The following is a 25030-nucleotide window of genomic DNA, read 5'->3' as shown; positions in this document are numbered from 1 at the left end:
ATTTCAGGAAGGGAGTGTGAACAGATGGCTGAGCATTATGATTTGGTTGTACTGGGAGCAGGACCTGGCGGATATGTGGCAGCCGTACATGCTGCCCATTTGGGCATGAAAGTAGCCATCGTGGAGAAAGAAAAAGTGGGTGGGGTTTGTTTACATAAGGGGTGTATTCCCAGCAAGTCTCTGTTGCGCAGTGCAGAGATTTACCATGAAATGAAACATAGTGCCGAATATGGTATTCGTGTTCAGGATGTACAACTGGATATGGCATTGGTACAACAGCGGAAAGAAAAAGTTGTTTCCCAATTGCATAAAGCCGTTGAGCATTTGTTAAAGAAAAACAAAATTGATATCTATTATGGGACGGGACGGATTCTGGGACCTTCGATCTTTTCTCCTCAACCCGGAACAATTGCGGTAGAAAAAGCAGATGGCAGTGAATCCGATATGTTGATTCCGCAATTTGTACTGATCGCTACGGGTTCCAGACCCCGTTCATTACCCGGGCTGGAGGTGGATGGAAAGTTTATCCTTAATTCGGATCATGCTTTGGAACTGGAGTCATTGCCCCGTTCGATGATCATCATCGGTGGCGGTGTTATTGGCATCGAGTGGGCCTCGTTATTAAGCGATTTTGGCGTGGAAGTAACCGTTATTGAATATATGGACCGTATTCTCCCCTTTGAAGATGAAGATATTAGCAAAGAAATGACACGATTGTTAAAGAAACGAAAAGTAAAAGTGGTCACTGGAGCTAAAGTTCTTTCTGAAACCGCTTCCATTCAGGAGAATAAGGTCCAGTTGCAAGCAGAGAAGAATGGGGAAATCCTTTCTTTTACGGCCGATCGTGTACTCGTTTCAGTAGGAAGACAGGCGAATATTGAAGATATTGGCCTGGCAAATACAGCGATCAAGGTAGAAAAAGGTGTCATTCAAGTCAACACCTATATGCAAACAGCAGAATCTCATATTTATGCGATTGGGGATGTGATTGGCGGTTATCAATTGGCTCATGTAGCATCGCATGAAGGAATTCTGGCCGTCGAACATATGGCAGGAAAAAAAGTGAATCCGATCGATCCCCTTGCGATCCCGCGCTGTACCTATAGCCGCCCTGAGATTGGAAGTATTGGCTTGACCGAAGCGGAAGCCAAAGAGAGAGGATTTGAAGTAAAGGTAGGCAAATTTCCTTTCAAAGGCGTTGGCAAGTCGTTGGTATTTGGTCAAGTCGATGGGTTTGTCAAGATCATTTCGGATAAAAAGACAGACGATTTATTAGGGGTGCATATCATTGGACCACATGCTACCGATCTCATTTCTGAAGCAGGTTTAGCCAAGGTTTTGGATGCGACTGCATGGGAGATTTCCCAGACGATTCATCCACATCCTACCTTATCAGAAGTATTCGCGGAAGCCGCTTTGGCTGTTGATGGCAAGGCAATTCATAGCTAAAAGGAGGACTTTTCATGAGTGAATTTGATTTTAACGAGCTGGATCACACCGAGCTTGGATTGACAGATGGCCAGGTATTGGAAATGTATCGTTATATGCTATTGGCTCGCAAAATTGATGAGCGTATGTGGTTGTTAAATCGGGCTGGCAAGATTCCGTTTGTGATTTCCTGTCAGGGACAGGAAGGAATCCAGGTAGGTGCCGCTTTTGCCTTGGACAAGTCAAAAGACTGGTTATGCCCCTACTATCGGGATCTGGGAATGGTACTGGTATTTGGTCAAACGGCACGGGATAATATGCTGGCAGCATTTGCGAAAAAGGATGACCCCAATAGTGGAGGACGACAAATGCCAGGGCATTATGGAGATCGGCGCTATCGAATTTTAAGCGGATCCAGCCCTGTCACTACACAGGTGTTGCATGCTGTAGGAATTGCTTATGCCGGGATTCTGGAGAAAAAGGACCATGTTGTGCTCACTTCTTGTGGTGAAGGTTCCAGCAATCAGGGTGACTGGCATGAAGCATGTAACTTTGCAGGTGTGCATAACCTGCCTGTGATCTTTATGGTCGAAAATAACAAGTATGCGATTTCGGTACCACTGACCAAACAAGTGGCAGGTGGGGATGTGTCAGCACGTGCACAGGGTTATGGATTCCCTGGAGTCAAAGTGGATGGCAGTAATCCGCTAGCGGTGTACAAAGTCGTAAAAGAAGCGGCAGAACGGGCACGAAGAGGCGAAGGTCCAACACTGATCGAGGCCATCTCTTATCGTTTGGTACCTCATTCCAGTGATGATGATGATCGCACCTATCGTACACGTGAAGAGGTAGAAGCAGCGCGGAAATATGACTCGCTCATTATCTTTAAACGTTACTTGATGGAAAAAGGGCTGCTAACAGAAGAAAAAGATCAGGATTTGTTGGCGATGGTGATGCATGAAGTGGATGAAGCGACGGAATATGCAGAAAAAGCGCCTTATCCAGATCCTGAAGATTTATACAAACACGTGTATGCATAAGAAAGGGGAATGTTTGGATGCCGGTGATAAGTTATATTGATGCGGTGACCCTGGCGTTGAAAGAAGAAATGGAACGCGATGCACGTGTGTTTATTTTAGGTGAGGATGTGGGCGTGCGTGGTGGCGTGTTTCGAGCTACGGCAGGGCTATATGAACAATTTGGAGAAAAGCGTGTATTGGATACCCCCCTTACAGAGTCGGCTATTGTGGGGGTAGCGATTGGGGCAGCTGCGTATGGGATGCGACCCGTCGCAGAGATTCAATTCGCAGATTTTATCATGCCTGCTGTTAACCAAATTGTTAGTGAAGCGGCTAAACTTCGTTATCGCTCCAACGGGGCATGGAATTGTCCGCTCGTCATTCGAGCGCCTTATGGCGGTGGGGTACATGGTGCGTTATATCATTCGCAAAGTGTAGAAAAGATATTTGCTGGCGTTCCAGGTTTGAAAATTGTGATGCCGTCAACACCTTATGATGTCAAAGGACTGTTAAAGGCGGCCATCCGTGATGAAGATCCTGTTCTCTTCTTTGAGCATAAACGTTGCTATCGTTTGATTAAAGAAGAAGTCCCAGAAGAAGATTATACGATCCCGATCGGAAAAGCAGAAGTCAAACGAGAAGGAACAGATGTTACAGTTATTTCCTATGGACTTACCCTCCATTTTGCTTTGAAAGCGGCAGAAGAATTGGCAGAAGAGGGAATCAGTGTTCATGTGTTGGATTTGCGTACATTAATCCCATTGGACAAGGAAGCAGTTATCGAGGCGGTAGCAAAAACGGGAAAAGTCCTGATCATTCATGAAGACAACCTGACCGGAGGGTTTGCTGGTGAAGTGGCAGCTGTCATTGCTGAAGAAGCGTTTTTTGAGCTGGATGCGCCCATTCGTCGTTTATGCGGTCCAGATGTGCCAGCGATGCCCTATAGCCCACCATTAGAAAAAGAATTTATGCCAAGTCCGGAAAAAATAGCCAAGGCGATTCGGGAGCTGGCAGAGTTTTAGCCATAGAGATTACATCCTTTCGTTTTTCGTCAGACAGCGATCAGGGGATGGGTTGAGCCTTTGGATCAAGGGAGTCATATGCCCAATCGCGTGCCCATGTAAAGGGATCATTTCGGGACAGATGATCCCATTCTTGTGGAATGGACAAATTAAGGGGGTACACATGTTATGGCCACAGATATTCTCATGCCGCAGCTGGGAGAGAGTGTAACAGAAGGAACCATTGCCAAGTGGCTGAAAAAGCCTGGAGATAAGGTAGCAAAATATGAACCCATTTGTGAAGTGGAAACAGATAAAGTAACGGCTGAAGTACCATCTACGATCTCAGGCACGTTGACGGAGATCCTGGTGAATGAAGGAGAGACGGTCGAGGTTGGCAAACGGATTGCCCGGATTGCAGAAGAAGGGGCAGTCGAAGAAAAAACTCTTGCCAGAGAGGAAGAAAATACAGAGGAAGCAGCGAAGGAAGAAACGCATGCAGAGGTTGCAGAAGATCAATCGATGAAACATCGCTATTCGCCAGCAGTTTTGCGCTTGGCTCAAGAAAATGGGATTGACTTGACCAACATTCAGGGAACCGGGAAAGGCGGACGTATCACTCGAAAAGATGTCTTGAGAGTAATCGAAGAAGGAAAAGGAATTCAGCCAGCAGTTACAGAGCCTGTCGAAGAAAAGCAAGCTCTTCAACGGGAAGGGAACAAAGGCGCCCCAGAACCTTCCAGAGCTGAATCGCAAATACCAGATAAGCCAAAAGCCAAACCATCTGGAGTTGTATTGGAAGAAGGAGATATCGAAGTACCTGTTTCGGGTGTGCGACGTACCATTGCAGAGCGAATGGTCATGAGCAAACATGAAGCTCCACATGCCTGGCTCATGATGGAAGCAGATGTCACAGGGCTCGTCGAATTGCGAAACCGGCTCAAAGAAGAGTTCAAACAACGTGAAGGGGTCAGTCTGACCTTTGTACCTTTCTTTATTAAAGCAGTGGTTGATTCGTTAAAAGAATTTCCTTATTTGAATTCTGTATGGGCTGGCGATAAAATTATTTTGAAGAAGCGTATTAATATTTCCTTGGCTGTAGCAACAGAAGATGCACTTTTTGTTCCTGTGATTCATGATGCTGATGAGAAGAGCATTTTGGGATTAGCCAAAGAAGTACATCGTTTGGCCAAAAAGACAAGAGAAGGCAAATTGGAGCTGAACGACTTGCAGGGTGGAACATTTACAGTCAATAATACAGGGGCATTTGGCTCAATCGCTTCTTCACCGATTATTAACTACCCACAAGCGGCTATTTTATCTTTTGAGTCCATTGTGAAGCGGCCTGTTGTGAAAGAGGATGCGATTGCCATTCGTGATCAGATCAATTTATGTATGTCCATTGATCACCGTATTTTAGATGGACTGATGGCAGGGAAATTTTTGAAACGCGTTAAAGAGCGTTTGGAAGCTTTTGGGCCGGATACACAAATTTAGGAAGGTGCAGCATCCTTTTGAGGTGCTGATGATATTGGCAAATGACAGGGATTCTTCAGCTGGAATCCCGTCAATCGTTTTTCGACAGACCCTCATGTTGCAGGACAACACCATCGGAGGGATGAAAAAGGTGTTCTGTTTTCAATAAAGCGGAGGGATGGGTTCCTTACGGAGTGGCCGTGATGGTACAGAAGTCGTCACGAAGGAAGGAATCCATCCCGAAGCGTGGGAGTAACGTATCCATATTTAAAGGATAGTCTCTGCATCCTTTTGGGATGCTTTTTGTTTGGAGGGATTTGATTGTTTATTGTACAGAAACTGGGGCTTGTTTCTTACCAGGAAGCATGGGATCTACAGAAAAAATGGGTTCAGCGCATCGATCAGGAGCATCTGCCCGATCAATTGTTGTTATTGGAACATCCTCATACGGTTACGCTTGGAAGAGGGGCGCACCAGCAAAATTTGTTACTTTCACCTCATCAATATCAGGCACAAGGAATTGAAGTAGTTGAAATTGACCGTGGAGGAGATGTTACCTATCATGGCCCGGGACAATTGGTAGGCTATCCGCTGTTTTATCTGGGTGAAAAAGGAAATGATGCCAGGAAATATCTTCGTGATTTGGAAGAAGCGATGATCCAGGCATTAAAGCATTGGGGAATTGAAGCCGGTAGAAAAGAAGCATATACCGGTGTCTGGGTAGAAGACAGGAAGATTGCCGCAATTGGAGTCAAATTCAATCGTGGACGTAAGCGCCGGGGATATATAACCAGTCATGGCTTTGCTCTAAACGTGAATACGGATTTGCGGTATTTTCAGACGATAATTCCGTGTGGAATTACAGAGTATGGAGTCACTTCCCTGGAGCAAATTTTGGGTAGAAAAGTGGATATGGATGAAGTGATGGAACAGATTGTCAAAGGTTTTGAAAAAGTATTTGGATGATAGCCGCCAGACAATGTGGCGGCTGTGCCATCCTGCATGTTTGGTTATTGTTAAGTCTTGGACGGATGGTGGTAAAACCATTCTTCGTGCCCTTCTATTTAATCGAATATTGCGATAAAATTAAAATTAGTTACATGTGTAATAGAGGAGAGATTATATGTATGAATATAAGTTTGTTACAGTTGAGTCGAGTTTTATAAGTGGCAAGACGAAAAAGGATTATCAAGAAATTATCATAAAACATGCAAAAGATGGATGGCGTTTAAATAATATACTCCAACATATACAAAATGGAGGTATTGTACGTTCGATTGATCTTATTTTTGAAAGAAAAATACAAACTGACTGAAAGAAACTGTCAGGTAGGCTAGAAAGATTGATTTTGGCATATGATTTAAATTCCTGCTTAAATGCGAAATGACTTGAGTTCCCTAAGTGGTGTCTCAAGTCATTTTTTCATTTCTTGGGGAATGGCGGCAAAATCGGCCAATGGTTAATCCTGATTGAAATATTTGAATCCACCGAAAACTGCATGGCCAGCCTTCAACCAGAACACATCGACTCCCTGAAAACCGGCTTCCGTAAGCCATTGCAGTTGATCATACAAACTTGAAGGCTTATCGACGGGATCATCGGGGTGACGATACAGATTCCATTCTTCCTTGATGAACGCATCATACCCCCGTAAATCACCGAATTTTTCGATGGATTGCCGTTTAACCTCCTCTTCCCATGCAAATTCCCAATAGTTTCGTTGCCAATCGCTTCGTGGGCGAACGAGATCCGCGATCAGCAAGACACCATTTGGATTGAGGGATTGATACAGCTGTTTGAAAAGAACACGTTTTTCCTGGTCATTTAGATGGTGGATGACTAAAGAGCTCAAAAAGCAATCCACAGATTTTGAAAGAGAAGATATCCAGTTTGGATTCTCCAACCGAAATTTTTGAAAAGAGACACGTTCCTGGTACTTTTCCAGGAGTTGCTGTGCTCGGTTCAGCATCTGTTCTGAGCCATCGAGGGCAATGACTTCTGCATGGGGAAACTGACGCAGGACAGCTTCGCTTAACCATCCTTGACCACATCCGATATCCACGGCAACAAAAGCATCCTCTTTCTTTTTCGGTATCATACGAATGATAGACTCTCTGATCTCTGTACGACGAGGAGTAAACAACTCTCCCATCTCCAAAAATACTTGTGTATCATCCTCTTCCCAAACCTTTGAATGGAATCGCTCATCATTTGATGACGGTTGGCTCATGCAGTTCCTCCTAAATTGTTTTTAAAAGATTTTTGATATGGATGATCTAAAAGGGGAACAAGGCGCAAAAAAAGGCTTTCATCTATGTAGAGATAAAAGCCTTTCTTGGACATTATTGCAGTCCAACAAATAAATCATAAAGTGCCAAAGCTGTAATCCCAATCATACCGAGGGTTAGTATACCACCGATGATAAAGCCAGGTTTGTTTCCAGTTTTCTTGTTATAAAGAGTTCCCCAGATTGCAAGTAGTGTGCAGACCACAAGAATCGGTTCCATGTAATGACCGAGTTCTGACATGATACATACCCTCCAATTTCTGAATATGTCTAGTCGTTCACAAACTCCATTAAACAGTATAATGCATTTTGCCATCAAAAAACAGCGTCTTGAAGATTATTGTAACAAAAAAACGGCTCCACTAATCAGAGAAGTAAACAAGAATGTGAGTAGAACCACAAAAGTAATAATCTTCACCCATTTTGGCTTCAATACGCCTCACCTCAAACAACTATTGTAGCTGACAGGATGGGAATTTGTCCATAAACAAACCATGTCGATTTTTTGTATTGTGGGGATGCGACCAGTTTCATAGGATATCTCCAATGATTATATCCAGAAATGTCGGTCTATTATTCAGGAAAGGCAAAAGCAAAATTATTTGTTATATTAGGAAGTGAAAGTGTTTTAGGCCGGGAGGGATAAACGATCACTTTCTCTCCTATCTTTTAGCGCTTTGCAGATAAATTCAGCTGTTTCCTTGTTAAGTGTTTGGAAAATGCGATCCCGTGGTATCGAGATATATTGGGTTTTTGCTTGAATTATGCGAACCTATGAACCAAAGAAAGGAGTAAAAAAATATGGATATGATGGAAAAAATCGAAGAACTCAGACGTCGCAGAGAAAAAGTAGAGCAGGGAGGTGGCGAACTTCGGATTCGGGCACAGCATGAGCGTGGAAAATTAACCGCCCGTGAGCGTATTCAATTGCTGCTGGATGAGGACACCTTTGTGGAACTCAATCCATTTGTAGAACACCGGGCTACTCACTTTGGTATGGATCTGGTGGAAGCCCCAGGCGAAGGAGTAGTCACCGGATATGGAAAGATACATGGCCGTTTGGTTTATGTGTTTGCACAAGATTTTACGGTGTTTGGTGGAGCCCTGGGAGAAATGCATGCTCTTAAAATTGCACGTATTATGGATCTGGCAGCAAAAAATGGTGCACCCATTATTGGACTGAATGATTCAGGTGGTGCTCGAATTCAGGAAGGAGTTGTTTCATTGGATGGATATGGACATATTTTCTATCGAAATGCGATTTACTCTGGCGTAATTCCCCAAATTTCCGTGATCATGGGTCCTTGTGCAGGAGGAGCTGTTTACTCTCCGGCGATTACAGATTTTGTTTTTATGGTGGAAGATACGAGTCAAATGTTTATTACAGGCCCGAAAGTGATTGAAGCGGTAACCAAAGAAAAAATCAGTGCCGAAGATTTGGGTGGCGCCAAAGTGCATGCGAGTGTGAGCGGAAATGTCCATTTTACTGCTCCTACGGAATCCGATGTGTTAGAGCAAGTCCGGCGTTTACTCAGTTTCCTGCCACAAAATAATACGGAAAATTCGCCACGGGTCTATTGCAAAGAAGATGATGGGTGGATTGAAGAGATAGCGGATGCAGTTCCAGTAGAGGGAACCAAGGTGTATGATGTTCATCGACTGATTGAATTAATCGTGGATAACGGCGATTTCATGGAAGTGCATGAGAAATTTGCCAAAAACATTGTCATCGGCTTTGGACGGATTGCGGGACACACCGTAGGAATTGTGGCGAATCAGCCAAAATTTATGGCAGGAGTGCTTGATATTGACTCTTCCGACAAAGTGAGCCGTTTTATTCGCTTCTGTGATTGCTTCAATATTCCCCTCATTACCTTTGTCGATGTCACTGGATTTTTACCGGGAGTCAATCAGGAACATCGTGGGATTATCCGACATGGTGCTAAGATCTTGTATGCTTATTCGGAAGCGACCGTTCCAAAGATTTCTGTGATTACTCGCAAAGCCTTTGGTGGTGCATATGTAGCTCTCAATAGCAAGGCGATTGGTGCAGATCTGGTGTTCGCTTGGCCGAGTGCGGAAATAGCAGTCATGGGGCCGGATGGAGCAGCGAATATCATTTTTCGTCGTGAAATTGAAGAAAGTGAAAATCCTGAGGAAACACGAAGAGCAAAAATTGAGGAATATAAAGAGAAATTCGCCAACCCATACGTGGCGGCAGCGATGGGAATGGTGGATGATGTGATCGACCCGCGCGAAACACGCCAAAAATTGAAAAGTGCTTTAGAGATGTTGCGTAATAAACGGGAAAACCGACCGCCAAAGAAACATGGCAATATTCCGCTATAAAAGTGCCTTTTCATCTAAACGGGATTTGCATCCTTTTGCCTAATCGGTACGATTCCCCTTTCTTGATCCATAGCATGGTTAGAAAGGGTGAGAATATGGTTCGTGGTTCCGTTGGCGTTTTTATACGGAGCCCTCGTGATCACTCATCTTGGCGTGAAACAGGGCATAAAGAATTGCTTCATTCCCATGCTATCGGATGGAAAAAAGAAAGGTTACATAAAAGCTGGAAAAGCTTGAATAAATCATGGGTGATGCCAGTCGAACCGTTTAAATTTGGAATGAGGTTAATTTCAATCCCTTTTTGGCAACAATAGTAAAAACGCCATTGGCAACAAATAAAAATTTGCCATACTATGAGGGAAAATGATGTCTGACCTAATCGAAGCCATTTTAAGAACGATCTTCTCTGTTTTCTTACTCCTCCTAAGTACTCATGTCATTGGAAAACAGGCCATTTCTCGTCTGACATACACGCACTATTTCGTGAGTATTACTTTAGGGTCGATTGCAGGGAATCTTGCTTTTGATACGAAACTGAATGCTTTTAATTTAGCGGTTTCTTTCGTACTGTTCAGTGCCCTTGCCGTTCTGTTGTCATATCTCGCATTAAAAAGCCGTACGTTAAAAAAATGGATTATTGGAGAACCGGTGATACTCATCGATAAAGGAAAAATTCTGGAAAAAAATCTGTCTAAAATAAATATGAGCCTGGAAGTCCTTAATGAAAGTTTAAGAAGAAAAGATATCTTTGATATCAATGAAGTGGAATGCGCGATACTGGAAATGGACGGGGGATTATCCGTTTTAAAGAAACCCATGTATCTTCCAGTGACTCGAAAAGATTTATCATTAAAAACATCAAACAGTTCATTTCCTGCAGAATTGATTGTAGACGGAGAAATTATTGTCGAAAATTTGACCAACAGAAATTTGACGATGGAGTGGTTGGAAAAAGAATTGCATAAGCGAAAATTAAAACAGAAAGATGTTAACTATATGGTACTGGGTTCAAATAATCAACTGTATATAGACTTATATGAAGATCATATAAATAAATAACTTCTTTCAAACGAACGGTTTATTATGAAACCAGGCGAACCGAGACCTTCTATAAGGTGCTCGGTTTTTTGTTCTGTTTTTAGATCCATGCGGCAAGAGGATGGACATGCATGTATCCATATGACACAGCGCTATGTAAAACTGGCAGAAAAAAGCTTGAGCAAATTGCAGAAGGAGCTTTTTCTTAATTGGTAAAAGTAAATAAATATGGAAGTCCATACATGACAATTGAACAGTTTGGTCATGTAGTAGTAGAATATATTAATATAGCTGGAGATATATGGAGGAATCACCATGATTAATAAACAACGTATATTGAATGAATTTTTGGAGTTGGTACAGACGGATAGTGAGACGGGTTATGAACGGGAGATTTGTGATTTGCTTAAGAAAAAATTAGCGGATTTGGGCCTGGATGTAGTAGAGGATGGAGCCGCTTCAGCGACAGGGCACGAAGCTGGAAACCTGATTGCCACTTTGCCTGGAGATATCGCAGATGCACCTGCCATCTACTTTACAGCCCATATGGATACAGTTACACCAGGAGTTGGCGTAAAACCTTCGATTCAGGGAGATTTTGTAGTTTCCGATGGAACCACGATTCTAGGTAGCGATGATAAGGCAGGATTGGCAGCGATCCTCGAGGGAATTCGGGTAATAAAGGAGCAACGGATTCCGCATGGAACGATTCAGCTGATTTTTACCATCGGTGAGGAATCTGGCTTGAAAGGAGCACGCCATCTGGACAGATCACTCATTCAAGCCGAATTTGGATTTGCCTTTGATTCCGATGGACCAGTCGGAGAAATTATTGCTTCGGCTCCGGCACAAGCGAAAATAAAAGCTTCCATTCATGGCAAATCGGCTCATGCAGGGGTAAATCCAGAAGATGGTGTAAGCGCCATTCAAATTGCCAGCCGGGCGATTGCCAAAATGCCACTGGGACGTATTGACTTTGAAACCACTGCGAATATTGGTCGCTTCCAGGGCGGAACAGCTACCAATATTGTCCCAAATTATGTTGAAATTTTGGCCGAGGCACGTAGCCGGGATGAAAAGAAACTGGAAGCTCAAATCAAACGAATGGTACGTGCTTTTGAAGAGACGGCAAAAGAAATGGGTGGAGAAGCAGTAGTCGAAGTAGAAATGCTCTATCATGGATTTAAATTTGATGAATCGGATCTGGTGGTACAAAAAGCGGCAGCCGCAGTGAAAAAAGTGGGACGGAAACCAAAAATCGGAGCGAGTGGTGGCGGAAGTGATGCCAATGTTATTGCAAATTACGGAATTCCAACCGTAAACTTGGGCATTGGCTATGAAAATATTCATACCACGAATGAACGTATGCCGATCACGGAGCTATATAAAGCAGCTGAATTGGTCGTAGCGCTCGTAGAAGAATGTGCAAAAACCGGACAAGTGGCTACTGCACGTGAATTGGAAGCTGTTCTGAAATAATGGGCATGATTTCATTGGAGTGCAGTCAATGAGCGATTTGGTGTTCTGGGAATGGCTCTGGTCAGTGTTGGAAAAACAGACAGAATACCAAATCGCAATAAGACCATGCTGTACATAAAGGCGACATTCACGAATCAGTGGTGTCGCTTTTTTCATGGATGAAGAGATGGAGATCGAGAAAAGGAGTTGAATTGCGAAACATCATGAAAAAATACGGTTTTGGCTCAAAAAACTGGCCACTCGAGTGGCGGATGATTGGCTGGTTTACACTTTTGCTGCTATGTATCGTTATTTTTTTGGGAAGTACTTTTTACTTCATGCTGGTCAATCACACGGAAGATCATGTAGGCAAAAGAGCCTTGAGTGTAGCACAAGCCGTTGCTGAAATTCCTGAATTGCGTCAAGCTTTTCATACCAGGGAACCATGGAAAATCATTCAACCCATTGCCGAAAAAATCCGGCAAAAAACGGGAGCTGAATATATTGTGGTAGGGAACAGACAAGGAATTCGGTACTCGCATCCTTTGCCGGATCGACTCGGTAAGAAAATGGTTGGAGGTGATAATGCACCTGCATTAATGAAAGGAGATTCGTATATATCCAAAGCGGTAGGGAGTCTGGGGCCAGCAGTAAGGGGAAAGGTACCTGTGATCAGTGAACAGGGAGAAATTGTGGGAGTTGTTTCTGTCGGATTTCTGCTCAGTGATATTCAGGAAATGGCCAAGACTTACTTAAAACAGATTGCATTGATTGCCCTTATTTTGTTTGTAATTGGTATAATGGGATCATTTGCGCTTGCCAAACATATCAAGCGGCAGATATTTGGTTTGGAACCGGAAGAAATCTCAGCCCTTTACAAAGAGCGGAATGCTGTCATTGAATCGGTGCGTGAGGGCATTTTGGTAATTGATCACCAAGGTATCATTTCTTTAGTGAATCAATCAGCTCTGGACATTTTGGATCTTCCTGCACAGGATTGTGCGGTGGGAAAACCGGTCCAAGCCTTGTTACCGCATACACGTATGCTAGAAGTCTTAAACTCTGGAGAAGCTGAGTTGGATCGGGAGATGCATTTAAATGGCAGAGAGATTGTGGTGAATCGTTTGCCGATTCGAAATGAAGAAAATCAAGTGATTGGAGTAGTGGCAAGTTTTCGGCTAAAATCAGAGATGGATCAATTAAATCAAGAACTGTCACAAGTTAAGCAATATGTGGAGGCATTAAGAGCCCAAACGCATGAGTTCAAGAATACGCTTTATACCATTTCCGGTTTGATTCAACTCGAATCATACCAGGAAGCCATTGAATTAATTACGAAAGAAGCCGCGCTTCATGAGGATCATGTGACTTGGGTCATGGAAAAATTTGCTGATCCGTGGATGGGGGCCATTCTCATCGGCTTTTACAATCGGGCGCGGGAGCTGAAAATCGATTTTATCATTGATCGGGAAAGCAGGATGGAGAAAATTCCGGAGCATATTCCCCATTCCGCGATTGTGTCGATTTTGGGCAACTTGGTGACCAATGCTTTTGAAGCGGTACAGGAAAATGAAGAAAGGGACAGAAGAGTTCGATTATTCATTGCTGACAGGGACGATACTTTGTGGTTTGAGGTTGAGGATAGCGGTCCGGGAATTGATGAGAAATGGATTCCTCACATTTTTCGTCAAGGATTTTCCACTAAAAAAGGAACGAATGGAGAAAAGAGAGGATTTGGTTTGGCGAGGGTGAAACAGTTGACGACTGAACTCGGAGGAACGGTTTTAATCGAAAAGGGAGAGTGGGGAGGAGCGATTTTTTCCATCGCATTACCAAAACGAGAGGTGGAAATAGATGATTGATGTATTAATTGTAGAAGATGATATACGTGTGGCGGAGATTAATCGCCGTTTTGTGGAAAAAATCGAGGGATATCGAGTGGTCGGTGTGGCCAATACAGGAGAAGAAGCCAAAGAGTATCTAGAAGTGATGCAACCGCAACTGGTATTGTTGGACGTTTATTTGCCGGATATGAAAGGGGTGGAGTTAGTCTGGCACATTCGTCAGCGATACAAGCATACAGACATTATTATGATCACAGCAGGCGGAGAGATTGAAACAGTTCAAGAATCCATTCGTGGCGGTGTATTTGATTATTTGGTAAAACCTGTATTATTTGAACGGTTTAAAAGAAGTATGGAAAAATATCGACAATATCTAACCACTTTGTCCAAACATCATCAATTGGATCAAAAGCTACTGGATCAAATCCTGTGGAGTAAAGAAGAAATAACCGAAACACCATATGGTCCATCTCTTCCCAAAGGAATTGACCCGATCACATTGGAGAAAGTCGTACAAATTGTGAGCGACTATGAAACACAAGGGATTACAGCGGAACAGGTCGGAGTCCAAATGGGAGCCAGTCGGACAACCGCCAGACGTTATCTGGAATATCTGGTTTCGATCAAACGGTTAAAGGCAGACTTGTCCTATGGCTCGATCGGTCGGCCTGAACGTCGCTATTATCCCATGACTTCTTTGTGAACAAAATGAACAAAATGTGAATTATGTATTTTATTATTTTTATTTGTAAAAATTTATTTTGTTTGTTAATTTCGTTACAGTAGAAGACAGGAGTGATGCCTGTCTTTTTTATGTAAGCGTTATCAATTAAGGAGGGAGTTCATTTGAAAAAGTTATCTGCCATTCTTTTACCCGGTGTACTGGCATTAGGTCTGGCTGCCTGTAGTCAAAAGCCCAATTTTGGCAATAGTGGGAAAGGATATCCTGAAAAACCCATCACAGTAGTCGCACCGTCTGGTGCTGGAGGCGGTTGGGATCAAACAGCTCGTTCGATCACCAAAGTATTGCAAGACACCAAATTGGTCAATCAGCCGCTTACAGTCGAAAACAAGCCGGGTGGGGGTGGAGCTGTCTTTTTGGCTGAATATGCAACACAAGACAAGAAAAATCCGTACAAGCTTTTTGTGAATTCACCACCTATTATCATTAACAATCTGAAAAAAGAAGGAAACAGCCCATTTGGGATTAAGGATGTAACGCCTCTTGCCCAGCTGACGAAAGACTATGGAGCGATTGTAGTGAAAAACGATTCGCCGATCAAGGATTTACCATCTGCCCTGAAAGAGCTTAAGGCCAATCCGCAGAAATATACGTTGGCTGGCGGATCTGCTCCAGGTTCCATGGATCATCTGATCGCTGTACTTCCTGCCTTTAAATCAGGGGTAGATATCAAGAAACTGAAATATGTGTCTTATGATGGCGGGGGCGAAGCAATGGCCGCTTTGCTCGGTGGCAATGCGGATATCATTGCCACAGATGTTTCAGGTGTAGTGGAATACAAAAAATCCGGAAAAGTCAGAGTGTTGGCTGTAACTGCCCCTCAGAGACTTCCAGGTGAATTCAAGGATGTACCTACTTTGAAAGAACTCGGCATGAAAGATGCGGATTTTATCATCTGGCGTGGTGTGTTTGGTCCGAAAGAAATGCCTGATGAAGCGAAGAAATATTGGGAAGAAAAGCTAAAAGCCCTTTCGGAAAAAGAAGAGTGGAAAAAGGAGCTGGAAGCAAAAGGATGGGTGAGTGAATATCGGGGCTCTGTTGATTTTACAGCCTTCTTAAAGAAGCAAGAGGAACAGGTTCTCACTCTACTCAAAGCATTGGGAATGAATAAATAAAAAGAAGAGGGGAGAAGATATTCTTCTCCTGTTTTAAAAGCTACGTAGCCATGCATGAGCGGAGTTTTTCCAAGCGAGTGACTTTTAGACAGGAGGCGAGAATGTGAGTCGCAGCTTTGATCGGATCGCCAGTATTCTATTTATTTTAGTGGGTGTTTTTTTCATTGTCGAAAGCCGTAAGCTGTCATCGACAGCATACGGAAGCGGGGTAGGACCTGATCTTTTCCCGATGGGATTGGGTATTTTGCTGATTTTGCTAAGTATTCGGTTGATTTTTGAAACTTTTCGTTATCCAAAAGAAAAACAGGAAGGCAAAACACTTGATATCAAACGCTTTGCCATCATTTTATTTTCTGCACTGTTATATGCACTATTGATGGAGACATTGGGTTATGTCCTGACCACTTTTCTCTTTTTGGTTGTCGCCTTTCAGACGATGGAAAGAGGAAAATGGTGGCTCAGTATCATCCTTGCAGCCGCTTTTTCTGTCGGTGTCTATTACCTCTATGTGAACATATTGAAAGGAACGTTACCGTCCTTCCCCTTTTAAAATCGGAACGGAACTGATCAGCACAGTGGATGGATGAAGGTGGTGAAAGAGATGAGTGTATGGGAATATTTGTACAATGGATTTTTGGTGGCGCTGCAATGGCAAAATTTGATTTATGCCTTTGTCGGCGTTTTAATCGGAACAGCGGTTGGGGTATTGCCGGGGATAGGGCCGATGAGCGGCGTTGCTCTGCTCATTCCCGTTACATCCACTTTGACAGCTGGCTCGTCTGCAGAGGAAGCAGCAGCGAGTGCGATTATTCTTTTGGCAGGCGTGTATTATGGGGCGATGTATGGAGGGTCAACCACTTCGATTTTGTTGAATACGCCTGGTGAATCTTCATCCGTTGTCACGACATTGGATGGATATCAGATGGCCAGACAAGGACGGGCAGGAGCAGCCTTGTCGATTGCAGCCATTGGTTCATTTGTGGCTGGAATTGTATCATTAGTGGCACTCGTCTTTCTGGCTGAACCCTTATCGAATTTGGCCTTAAAGTTTGGGCCTGCCGAATATTTTTCACTGATGGTTTTGGGATTGTGTGCCGTAAGCGGATTGGCAGGTCATTCGATGACCAAGGCCTTGATAATGACCGTATTTGGTTTATTGTTAGGAACGATTGGTGTCGATAATGTGTCTGGAGTGGCACGGTTTACTTTTGACTCCCCTGTTCTTTATCAGGGACTCGAGTTTTTGACGATTGCGGTTGGTTTATTTGCTTTAGGGGAAGTATTTAAAGCGATTTTAGAAAAAGAAAAAAATGAGGGGACCATTGCCAAAGTCGGAAAAATCTATCCCTCCAAACAGGATCTGAAACAAAGCGCAGCTCCAATCGCACGTGGTTCTTTATTGGGATTCTTTATCGGTGTTTTACCTGGGGCAGGAGCAACGTTGGCTTCCTTTTTTTCTTACATGATGGAGAAAAGAATCAGTCGTCATCCGGAGAAATTCGGTAAAGGTGCAATTGAAGGAGTTGCAGCACCCGAATCTGCCAACAATGCGGCTTCTGGGGGAGCCATGATTCCGATGTTAACATTAGGGATCCCCGGTTCAGGAACCACAGCCATCTTAATGGGTGCTTTAATCATGTATAATGTACAGCCCGGTCCTCTGTTGTTTGACGAACATCCACAAGTTGCCTGGGGACTGATTGCGAGTATGTTTATTGGCAATCTGATGTTATTGATCCTGAATATGCCGTTGGTAAAAATATTTGCCAAGATCATTGATACACCATCCAAATATTTGCTTCCAATCATTATAGCCATTTCCTTTTTTGGTGTTTACGCTGTACAAGTGAACACATTTGACCTCTTTCTCTTGATTGTTTGCGGTTTGATGGGATATCTTCTCGCAAAAAATGATTTCCCGCTGGCTCCTTTGGTTTTGGGGCTTGTCCTGGGACCCATGATTGAAAACAATATGCGTCGTGCCTTAACAGCCACAGGTGGCGACTGGAGTATCTTTGTCACTCACCCGATCTCTCTTCTCTTTTTAGTCATTGCTGCGTGTTGGATCCTGATTCCACTGATCCTCAAATGGCGTGGTAAGAAAGTGTTGGTGAATGAAGAAGGTTAAAGCGGGGTTTTTTAGGAAAGTTGTCAATGGCATATGTGGTTAAAGAAAGACGCATGGGGAAATGCCATGCGTCTTTCTTTTTGATATAGATCGAGTCATGAGAGTGGCTGTTGCTGATCTGGATATGCGCCTGGTTGGATCAGTGAAAGTCATTTTTTTGTTATGGCCTGTCATGGGAATAAATCGTATGTTCATTCGTTTTTGATAAATATACGGACGGCTGTCGTGACAAAAATTCTTGCACCGTGAGGGGATGTCTCGCCCATTCGCGTAATCGGGATCGAATCTCCCAAGCTTTACCGACTAACAGGCAGTTGGATGCCCCAAAGTGAATCTGCATGGTTTACCTCCAAATATTTCGTGTTCATAAGCCTGTTTCTATATTTTGTCACTGTTATAAATATGCATACGCAAGAATGAAACGAGATATTAACTCATGTCACGCCGAAGTAAGCTATAATAAGAGAGACGAGCGAAATTTTTATATCAGTGGCAATCAATGGTAAAAGGAGTCTACCTTACCACAAGTGTATGGAAGTCAACAAAGAAACGGATACGAGGTGGATCATGTTGAAGGATTTTACAGAGAAAACCATTGCAACAGAGATGGTATTTAAAGGGAAAATCATTCAAGTACAGGTAGATCAGGTCAAACTCCCAAATGGAAAGGTAGCGTTACGAGAGCTTGTGAAACATCCAGGGGCTGTGGGTATCATGGCCATTACACCAGAAAGAAAGCTTGTCCTCGTACGCCAATTTCGCAAGCCGCTTGAAAAAACGATTTTTGAACTCCCTGCAGGAAAACTTGAAGAAGGAGAAGATCCAATAAGCTGTGCACAGCGCGAGCTGGAAGAAGAGACAGGGTACCAGGCGGAAACGTTGAAACATGTCGTTTCTTTTTATACATCACCAGGATTTGCCAATGAAATCTTGCATTTATACCAGGCTGAAGGATTGAAAAAAGGTCAGATGAAGCCGGATCAGGATGAATTTGTAGAGCGAGTCGAATGGAGTTTGGATGAGTGTCTGGCTCGAATTGCCAGTGGAGATATTTGTGATGCCAAAACAATTGCAGCCATTTATTTATGGCAGGTACAAGAGATGAAGGCACAATGACACTTCAATCGATTTTTGCTGACTTGCATATTCATATCGGGCGTACCAAAAATAACCTGCCTGTCAAAATAACTGCAGCCAGAAATATGACTTTTGATCAAATTATACGTGAATCTTACCATCGTAAAGGCTTGCAGATGATCGGCATTATTGACGCTCATTCACCACCCGTGCAATACGAGATTCTGGAAGGATTGCAATCAGGGTTATTTCGGGAACATCCCGACGGAGGAATTGTTTACCAGCATACAACTTGTATTTTGGGAACAGAAATTGAAATCAAGGAACCAGGCATGGGCGCATGTCATGTTTTGGTTTTTCTGCCGACTTTGTCCCATATGATTTCATTTACGGAGTGGCTGGCAAAGTATATGAAAAATGTTCAGCTGAGTACACAACGGTTGTATCGGCCTGTCTCCGCTTTGCAGGAAAAAGTGATGGAGTTGGAAGGTTTAATCATTCCTGCCCATGTATTTACTCCCTTTAAAAGCGTATATGGAAGTGCCACAGATCGATTGAGTCAATTGTTTGATACAGACTGTGTTGCCGGAGTGGAATTGGGACTCAGTTCAGACAGTGACCTGGCTGACTGTTTATCTGAGCTGCATTCTTTCACCTTTGTAACCAATTCGGACGCACACTCCATTCCCAAAATTGGACGGGAGTATAATGAACTATGGGTGAAAGAAGCGAGTTTTCAAGAGTTAATGAGGGCCTTGATGAGGCAGGATGGCCGGAAAGTGGTGGCCAACTATGGATTGAATCCACGACTGGGGAAATATTATCGGACACGTTGTCTGAAGTGTGAAGAGTTGTGGCCCATCGATCCGGAAGTGACTCGATGCCCCTACTGTGGCAGTGAGAAACAAGTGAAAGGGGTACGGGATCGGATTATGGAGTTGGCAGATCAGGAAATGTCTCATCCAGATCATCGCCCGCCCTATATTCATCAAGTTCCGCTGGAGTATATTCCTAAACTGGGAAAGAAAATGTTAGAAAAACTGTTAGAAGCATTTGGAACTGAAATGAATATTTTACATCATGCTTCGTTAGAGGATATTGCCAAAGTAGCCAATGAACAGATTGCCTATCATATTGGATTAGCCAGGGAACAACGTTTGGAGTTTGAAGAAGGTGGCGGAGGTACTTACGGAAAGGTCAAGCAAGCAAAGAATACATGAAGAAGAGCAAAAATGGATGAAGGCAAAAGTGTTGATGATCCATAGATCGACACCATTCCAGAAAGGGGCTCCTTTTCCAGTTAAGCGATATTTACTTGCTTTGTGAGAAAGAAAAGGAGCCCCTTTGCTTGATGATCGTTTGAGTCTTTCGGCAAGTCAATCATATATACTTTTCAAAACAGTAAATATATGGTAGTATGCAGAATATATGTTTGGTTTATGGTTATTGCTTTTGTTTCGTGAACCCCGTTTAGGAGTGTTATTGATGAACTGGCCAGGAAGATTCATGATGAATCGCATCGCTCTTATTTTTGTTTGGGGATGTTTATGCATATTGCCGCTAGGTTGTCAGGCTTTTTTTGCGGATCAACCGAATCCCTCCAATGCAGAAATTAATGAACAGCTGAAAAAATATCTTCCAGCAGATGCACAGTGGTTACAAATGGATGATGGAAAAATGAAAAATACAAAGCGGATCTGCAAAGATATCGATGGAGATGGAACCAGGGAAGGGATTGGCTTTTTTGTCAGCGCGAAAAAACCGAAACAGATCGGAATCCTGATGGTCCGTAAACAAGAGACAGGTAAGTGGAGCCAGATGATATGGTTTGAAGAGGGAACCAATTTGGCATATGCGGATTTTCAAAACCTGACAGGAGATGAACAGCTCGAATTGGTATTGGGAATCGACGGAATAAAAGGGAATGCCCATCGTGTTGTTCTCGTGTATGGTGAATGGGATAGACAGAGAAAGCGATTGCTCAGGAAGAATGTTCATGAAATAGCTGTAGGAGATTTGGATCATGATCAATTGTCCGACTTGATGTTGTTGACGAAAGAGCCGAACAAAAAGCGTGTGCGGATCGAAGTGTATCAAGGATTGGTGGGTCAACTGTTGGTATTTGACCGCATGTATTTAAGAGCGGATTCAATGAAAGTACGAACATGGAGATTTGGGCATGTCGACCAGAAAAGGACCGGTTTATTTTTGCAATTTTCCGTATACCATTCAAAAAATCAGGTACATATCCTAATCATGGAGAAAGGGAAATTAAGGGACTTGTCATCTATTCCCATAATCCAGCAGCAATTGAACCGTATGTGGATCGTCAGCTGTGAGGATGTCAATCAGGATGGAATGATCGAATTTTTGGTGAAACAACAGGCATCGCATAGGAATGAGCATTTGCCAAGTCCGAAAATAGAAGAACTGTTGATTTACTCGTGGTTTCAGCTGACAAAGGAAAATCAGTTTCGATTGTTGGATCAATTTATTGATAACAGGAAATTTGGTTATCAGTTTTATTTTCCAAAAAAGTGGCAACATCAAATTCGCCTTACTCAGACGGAGACGAATCTGGAATTAAGTCAAACCGATTTTTACTTTGTGGATCACCGGCTGAAGAATACGCCACTGTTTTTGTTGGGACTTGATGTATATGAGGAAGAGATGTGGTTCAATGCCGAAAAAAGTTATCGAGAAGCGCGAACGAATTATCAAATCATTCGCAAAAAGAACGGGAAAGTGTATGTGGTACGGTATCCGTCACAAGCGGATTGGCCTGTGATTTTCCGAAAAATGAAACTGGTACCCTCAGAAGAAGAACTCAAAAAGTTACTAAAGTAAACCCAAGAAAGCTGTACCATTAGAGGAGACTGTGAGATTGTTGACAAACAGGGGCTTCCTTTTTCCATTGAAAGACTTTTGCCCATATGATAGAGCGGGGGTGAATGAAAAAGGAAGCCCATCCCTTTATGAAGGGACGGTTATACTTTATTTGCTTTTCTGGACAAGAAAACGGTGAGAAGAAAGAAACCACAGGGAAGAAACCAGATGAAAGGCAGAAGAATCAATCCAATGACACTGGTTCCAATCAGGAAAGCATGATGAAATGTTTGCAATTCTTTTTCTTTCCAAATCATAAACATACACAGGAAAGTGAGGGCGAGTAAACCAAGTTCCACTACTGTGAATGGAAAAACAAAGTGTTTCCAGCCACCAAGCAGAAACATGTTTTGAAAGATGTCATTTTGGTTTTCTTCAAGCATAACCGGCCAATAGATCGAAATAACGATGCCTGCGATACCACCAAGCAAACAGCAAATTTTGCCCATGCGTTGGCGTTCGAAAATGACAAAAAACATCGAAAGGCCCAGGAAAATAAATGGAATCAGCCAGATATGGAATAACAATAACAATCCACTGACAGCTGTAATGAATAAGCAAGAAATTTGGATCCAGACATTCTCTTTTCCTTTCCATACCAACCAGATGGATAGAAAAGAGAAAATCAAAAGTAGGATACCGGAAACAGCGATGTCGATAATGTTATATCTCCAACCACCTAATGTCCACATCAGATGATAGGAATAGGTATCAATGGCTTCTTTCAAACCAAGGATTTTCACCAATAGCGGAAACCACAGGAAAGTAACAAATAGACCGGCTAATCCTCCGATCCATCCGCATAGCTTCGAAATTTTTTGCATCTGTAGCACTCCTTTTGAATTGGTTAAAGCATATCCTTTTCATATATTATAATTTAAATTGAATATAGCAATATGTCTTTTATTTATATTTATTTGACCAATGAGAAAATATGAAGAACAGCGAAAAAGATAGATAAGTGAGATGAACGGTGGAGGAGTTATGAGACTTGTTTTTAAATCTGTGAAGGAGGAGAAAGGCATAAAACTCGATGAAAAAAGGATCATTTTTCGAATGCAAACGAAAAATGATCCTGCCACTTTGTTCATTGATAATACGGTGAAATCAGCAGATAGACAAGCACACCTGTAATACTGACATATAACCAGATTGGCATGGTCCAACGTGCGATTTTGCGGTGTTTTTCTTTTTGCATATTTAATCCACGTGCAGCTGTCAGCAGGGCTAGAAAGACAGTCGGTGCAGCGAGAACAATGTGAGTAATCAGTACAAAATAGTAGAAATATTTAAGTGGTCCTGTTCCGCCATACGGGGTAGAAGGAGCTAGAGAGTGGTAAATGAGATACGTAACAAGGAATAAGGTGGTTGTTGTAAAAGCTGCGAAAATGAAGCGACGATGCATCACGATGTTTTTTTGCTTGATAAAATAGAGTGCAGCCAAAAGAAAAACGGTAGTAAAGCTGTTGAAAATAGCATTGAGCATGGGCAAAAAAGTCAGGTCCAGATGATCAAATCCTTTTGCTTTGGGAGAGACCATCAAAATAACGACGATGGCATTAATCACAATGGTAAGCCCGACAACCCATGGTGTATAATTTCGCTGTTTTGGTAGTTGGTCACTCATTTTTTCACCCTTTCTTCACAAATAGTTTACATAGATTCACATGGACAATCTAGTGTTTTGGCAATTTTGTCACGGAAACGTTTCTTTCTCTCTTATCTAGTCTATTTTCTTTCCTTGGATCATAGATTGAAAGGGAAGAGGATAGGGGGGAAAAAATGTTTCCAAATAAAAAAGCCAGATGGAGCCAAACCATTCATCAGCATATGAGAAACCAGAAGTCACTGTATATCTTTGTAGCTGTTCTATTCATGATGGGCGTTGTTTTTGGGACAGTTATCGTCAATATGCTGGATCCAAACCAAAAGAGTGGGTTGCTTAATTATTTGGGTTACTTTTTTCGTCAGTTACATGAAGATCAGATTGCTGAACCTTTTGTTGCCTTTCAACATGCGACAGGAGATCATCTGAAGACCATCGGTTTATTATGGATATTGGGACTGTCTGTCATTGGCATTCCCATTATATTGATTTTAATCTTTATCAAGGGATTGGTGATTGGTTTTACCGTGGGATTTCTGGTCAATCAACTTTCCTGGGATGGATTATGGTTTGCCTGTGTTTCCATTGTTCCCCAAAATTTGTTTGTGGTTCCAACTTTTATCATTGTCGCTGTGACAGGGATCAGTTTTTCATTGTTATTGATACGCAATCGTCTGATTCATCATCGTGGTGCCATTTATCCATCATTTGTCTCATTTTCATTGTTGGCAATGGGAATGGGAATTTTGCTGATTGTTGCAGGTGGTTTTGAGGCTTACATTTCTCCATGGTTGATGAAAAAAGTGCTTCCTCACACGAGCTGGATTTCATCCATGATCCATTTATCATTAAAATAATTATTATTTTATAGTTTCTTTTATCTATTTGACTTCCCTGTCTTTTCTCCCATATAATGTAGTCAGAAATACAGGGGGGTGTGAATGTGGAAGAACGGGTGAAACAAATTAAACAACAATTGTCCGCCCATAACTACAAATTAACCCCCCAACGGGAAGCAACTGTCCGTGTGCTTTTGGAAAATGAGGAAGATCATTTAAGCGCGGAAGATGTCTACCTGTTGGTGAAGGAGAAGGCTCCAGAAATCGGATTGGCTACGGTTTATCGTACGTTGGAACTGCTGAGTGATTTACAAATCATTCACAAACTCAACTTTGGTGATGGTGTGACTCGTTATGAGTTCCGCCAAGAAGGTGCTGAGCATCATCACCACCATTTGCTCTGTCTCAATTGTGGTGCAGTCGATGAAATTATGGAAGATTTATTGACACCTATCGAAAAAAAAGTAGAAACGGAATTTGATTTTCAGATTGTCGACCATCATCTTACCTTCCATGGAATTTGCCATCGATGTAAAAATCAGGTAAAAAGCCAGCATACAGACCCAAAAAAGATAGTCGTTAACTCCAAGGTTACATGAGATCTGTCCAGGCAGGTCTCATGTTTTTTTATTTTCTTACTTTGTTTATCGATTGGATTTTCAGAATTGATCTTTGCAATTTATATTTAAATAAAGTAGAATAGCCGTTGGAAATGCCAAATTTAATTCTTGCATGAG

24 protein-coding genes are annotated in these 25030 nt (G+C 42.6%); 19 read left to right on the top strand and 5 right to left on the bottom strand.

Annotated features, from left to right (window positions below):
* Positions 1–24 precede the first annotated feature (24 nt).
* The 6 genes from lpdA (at position 25) to BMZ78_RS08690 (ending at position 6239) form a co-directional block, all read left to right on the top strand.
* Positions 25–1449 carry a dihydrolipoyl dehydrogenase gene (gene lpdA / locus BMZ78_RS08715; protein WP_093229610.1) on the top strand — a complete coding sequence of 475 codons (1425 nt, stop codon included), beginning with the start codon at positions 25–27 and terminating at the stop codon, positions 1447–1449.
* Between the two features lie 14 nt (positions 1450–1463).
* Positions 1464–2468 carry a thiamine pyrophosphate-dependent dehydrogenase E1 component subunit alpha gene (locus tag BMZ78_RS08710; RefSeq protein WP_093229608.1) on the top strand — a complete coding sequence of 335 codons (1005 nt, stop codon included), beginning with the start codon at positions 1464–1466 and terminating at the stop codon, positions 2466–2468.
* Between the two features lie 17 nt (positions 2469–2485).
* Complete coding sequence (locus BMZ78_RS08705; protein ID WP_093229607.1) at positions 2486–3469, top strand: alpha-ketoacid dehydrogenase subunit beta; 984 nt, start codon at positions 2486–2488, stop codon at positions 3467–3469.
* A gap of 168 nt (positions 3470–3637) precedes the next feature.
* Positions 3638–4945 carry a dihydrolipoamide acetyltransferase family protein gene (locus tag BMZ78_RS08700; RefSeq protein ID WP_093229605.1) on the top strand — a complete coding sequence of 436 codons (1308 nt, stop codon included), beginning with the start codon at positions 3638–3640 and terminating at the stop codon, positions 4943–4945.
* A 300-nt stretch (positions 4946–5245) separates the two neighbouring features.
* Complete coding sequence (gene lipB / locus BMZ78_RS08695; protein WP_093229604.1) at positions 5246–5890, top strand: lipoyl(octanoyl) transferase LipB; 645 nt, start codon at positions 5246–5248, stop codon at positions 5888–5890.
* Positions 5891–6047: 157 nt separating this feature from the next.
* Complete coding sequence (locus BMZ78_RS08690) at positions 6048–6239, top strand: DUF4177 domain-containing protein (protein ID WP_093229602.1); 192 nt, start codon at positions 6048–6050, stop codon at positions 6237–6239.
* Between the two features lie 144 nt (positions 6240–6383).
* Here BMZ78_RS08690 and BMZ78_RS08685 read toward each other — a convergent pair whose 3' ends face one another.
* Both BMZ78_RS08685 and BMZ78_RS08680 read right to left on the bottom strand, forming a co-directional pair.
* Positions 6384–7154 (bottom strand): class I SAM-dependent methyltransferase, encoded by a 771-nt coding sequence (locus BMZ78_RS08685; RefSeq protein ID WP_093229601.1) that lies wholly within the window; start codon positions 7152–7154, stop codon positions 6384–6386.
* Between the two features lie 112 nt (positions 7155–7266).
* Positions 7267–7452 carry a hypothetical protein gene (locus tag BMZ78_RS08680; protein ID WP_093229599.1) on the bottom strand — a complete coding sequence of 62 codons (186 nt, stop codon included), beginning with the start codon at positions 7450–7452 and terminating at the stop codon, positions 7267–7269.
* A 566-nt stretch (positions 7453–8018) separates the two neighbouring features.
* Here BMZ78_RS08680 and BMZ78_RS08675 point away from each other — a divergent pair.
* From BMZ78_RS08675 to BMZ78_RS08635, 8 genes are all read left to right on the top strand, one after another.
* Positions 8019–9560 (top strand): acyl-CoA carboxylase subunit beta, encoded by a 1542-nt coding sequence (locus BMZ78_RS08675; protein ID WP_093229778.1) that lies wholly within the window; start codon positions 8019–8021, stop codon positions 9558–9560.
* 366 nt (positions 9561–9926) lie between these two features.
* Complete coding sequence (locus BMZ78_RS08665; RefSeq protein WP_175482373.1) at positions 9927–10619, top strand: DUF421 domain-containing protein; 693 nt, start codon at positions 9927–9929, stop codon at positions 10617–10619.
* 294 nt (positions 10620–10913) lie between these two features.
* Positions 10914–12077 carry a M20/M25/M40 family metallo-hydrolase gene (locus tag BMZ78_RS08660; RefSeq protein ID WP_093229595.1) on the top strand — a complete coding sequence of 388 codons (1164 nt, stop codon included), beginning with the start codon at positions 10914–10916 and terminating at the stop codon, positions 12075–12077.
* Between the two features lie 203 nt (positions 12078–12280).
* Positions 12281–13918, top strand: coding sequence for an ATP-binding protein (locus BMZ78_RS08655; RefSeq protein WP_425263925.1), 1638 nt, complete (start codon positions 12281–12283; stop codon positions 13916–13918).
* Positions 13911–14603 carry a response regulator gene (locus tag BMZ78_RS08650; protein WP_093229593.1) on the top strand — a complete coding sequence of 231 codons (693 nt, stop codon included), beginning with the start codon at positions 13911–13913 and terminating at the stop codon, positions 14601–14603. Before BMZ78_RS08655 ends, BMZ78_RS08650 begins: the two co-directional genes overlap by 8 nt.
* Positions 14604–14746: 143 nt before the next feature.
* Entirely contained in the window at positions 14747–15757 is a 1011-nt protein-coding gene (locus BMZ78_RS08645) for a tripartite tricarboxylate transporter substrate binding protein (RefSeq protein ID WP_093229592.1), read from the top strand.
* A gap of 103 nt (positions 15758–15860) precedes the next feature.
* Positions 15861–16307: a tripartite tricarboxylate transporter TctB family protein gene (locus BMZ78_RS08640; RefSeq protein WP_093229590.1), complete on the top strand. Its 447-nt coding sequence runs from the start codon at positions 15861–15863 to the stop codon at positions 16305–16307.
* Between the two features lie 51 nt (positions 16308–16358).
* Positions 16359–17885, top strand: coding sequence for a tripartite tricarboxylate transporter permease (locus BMZ78_RS08635; RefSeq protein ID WP_093229589.1), 1527 nt, complete (start codon positions 16359–16361; stop codon positions 17883–17885).
* 160 nt (positions 17886–18045) lie between these two features.
* Here the strand turns inward: BMZ78_RS08635 and mciZ are convergent, their stop codons facing one another.
* A complete protein-coding gene (gene mciZ / locus BMZ78_RS08630) occupies positions 18046–18225 on the bottom strand; it encodes a Z-ring formation inhibitor MciZ (protein ID WP_093229587.1) in 180 nt (59 codons plus the stop codon).
* Between the two features lie 227 nt (positions 18226–18452).
* Between mciZ and BMZ78_RS08625 the strand changes: the two genes are divergently transcribed.
* From BMZ78_RS08625 to BMZ78_RS08615, 3 genes are all read left to right on the top strand, one after another.
* The gene (locus BMZ78_RS08625; RefSeq protein WP_093229775.1) at positions 18453–19001 is read left to right on the top strand and encodes an NUDIX hydrolase; all 549 of its coding nucleotides are present in this window, start codon (positions 18453–18455) and stop codon (positions 18999–19001) included.
* Positions 18971–20182 carry an endonuclease Q family protein gene (locus tag BMZ78_RS08620; RefSeq protein WP_245739794.1) on the top strand — a complete coding sequence of 404 codons (1212 nt, stop codon included), beginning with the start codon at positions 18971–18973 and terminating at the stop codon, positions 20180–20182. The genes BMZ78_RS08625 and BMZ78_RS08620 overlap by 31 nt, the downstream gene beginning before the upstream one ends.
* Before the next feature lie 265 nt (positions 20183–20447).
* Entirely contained in the window at positions 20448–21809 is a 1362-nt protein-coding gene (locus BMZ78_RS08615; RefSeq protein WP_093229584.1) for a hypothetical protein, read from the top strand.
* A 140-nt stretch (positions 21810–21949) separates the two neighbouring features.
* Here BMZ78_RS08615 and BMZ78_RS08610 read toward each other — a convergent pair whose 3' ends face one another.
* Together BMZ78_RS08610 and BMZ78_RS08605 are read right to left on the bottom strand one after the other, a co-directional pair.
* Entirely contained in the window at positions 21950–22672 is a 723-nt protein-coding gene (locus BMZ78_RS08610) for a hypothetical protein (RefSeq protein WP_093229583.1), read from the bottom strand.
* 263 nt (positions 22673–22935) lie between these two features.
* Positions 22936–23475, bottom strand: coding sequence for a DUF420 domain-containing protein (locus BMZ78_RS08605; RefSeq protein ID WP_093229581.1), 540 nt, complete (start codon positions 23473–23475; stop codon positions 22936–22938).
* 155 nt (positions 23476–23630) lie between these two features.
* On the opposite strand from BMZ78_RS08605, the gene spoIIM reads away from it, so the two are divergent.
* Together spoIIM and fur are read left to right on the top strand one after the other, a co-directional pair.
* Positions 23631–24311, top strand: coding sequence for a stage II sporulation protein M (gene spoIIM / locus BMZ78_RS08600; protein ID WP_093229580.1), 681 nt, complete (start codon positions 23631–23633; stop codon positions 24309–24311).
* Between the two features lie 86 nt (positions 24312–24397).
* The gene (fur, locus tag BMZ78_RS08595) at positions 24398–24892 is read left to right on the top strand and encodes a ferric iron uptake transcriptional regulator (protein ID WP_093229578.1); all 495 of its coding nucleotides are present in this window, start codon (positions 24398–24400) and stop codon (positions 24890–24892) included.
* The last annotated feature ends 138 nt before the right edge of the window (positions 24893–25030 follow it).

The sequence above is a fragment of the Thermoflavimicrobium dichotomicum genome (assembly GCF_900114055.1).
Classification (GTDB): Bacteria; Bacillota; Bacilli; order Thermoactinomycetales; family Thermoactinomycetaceae; genus Thermoflavimicrobium; species Thermoflavimicrobium dichotomicum.
The sequence above is the reverse complement of the archived record's forward strand: the minus strand, read 5'-3'. Positions and strand labels throughout refer to the sequence as shown.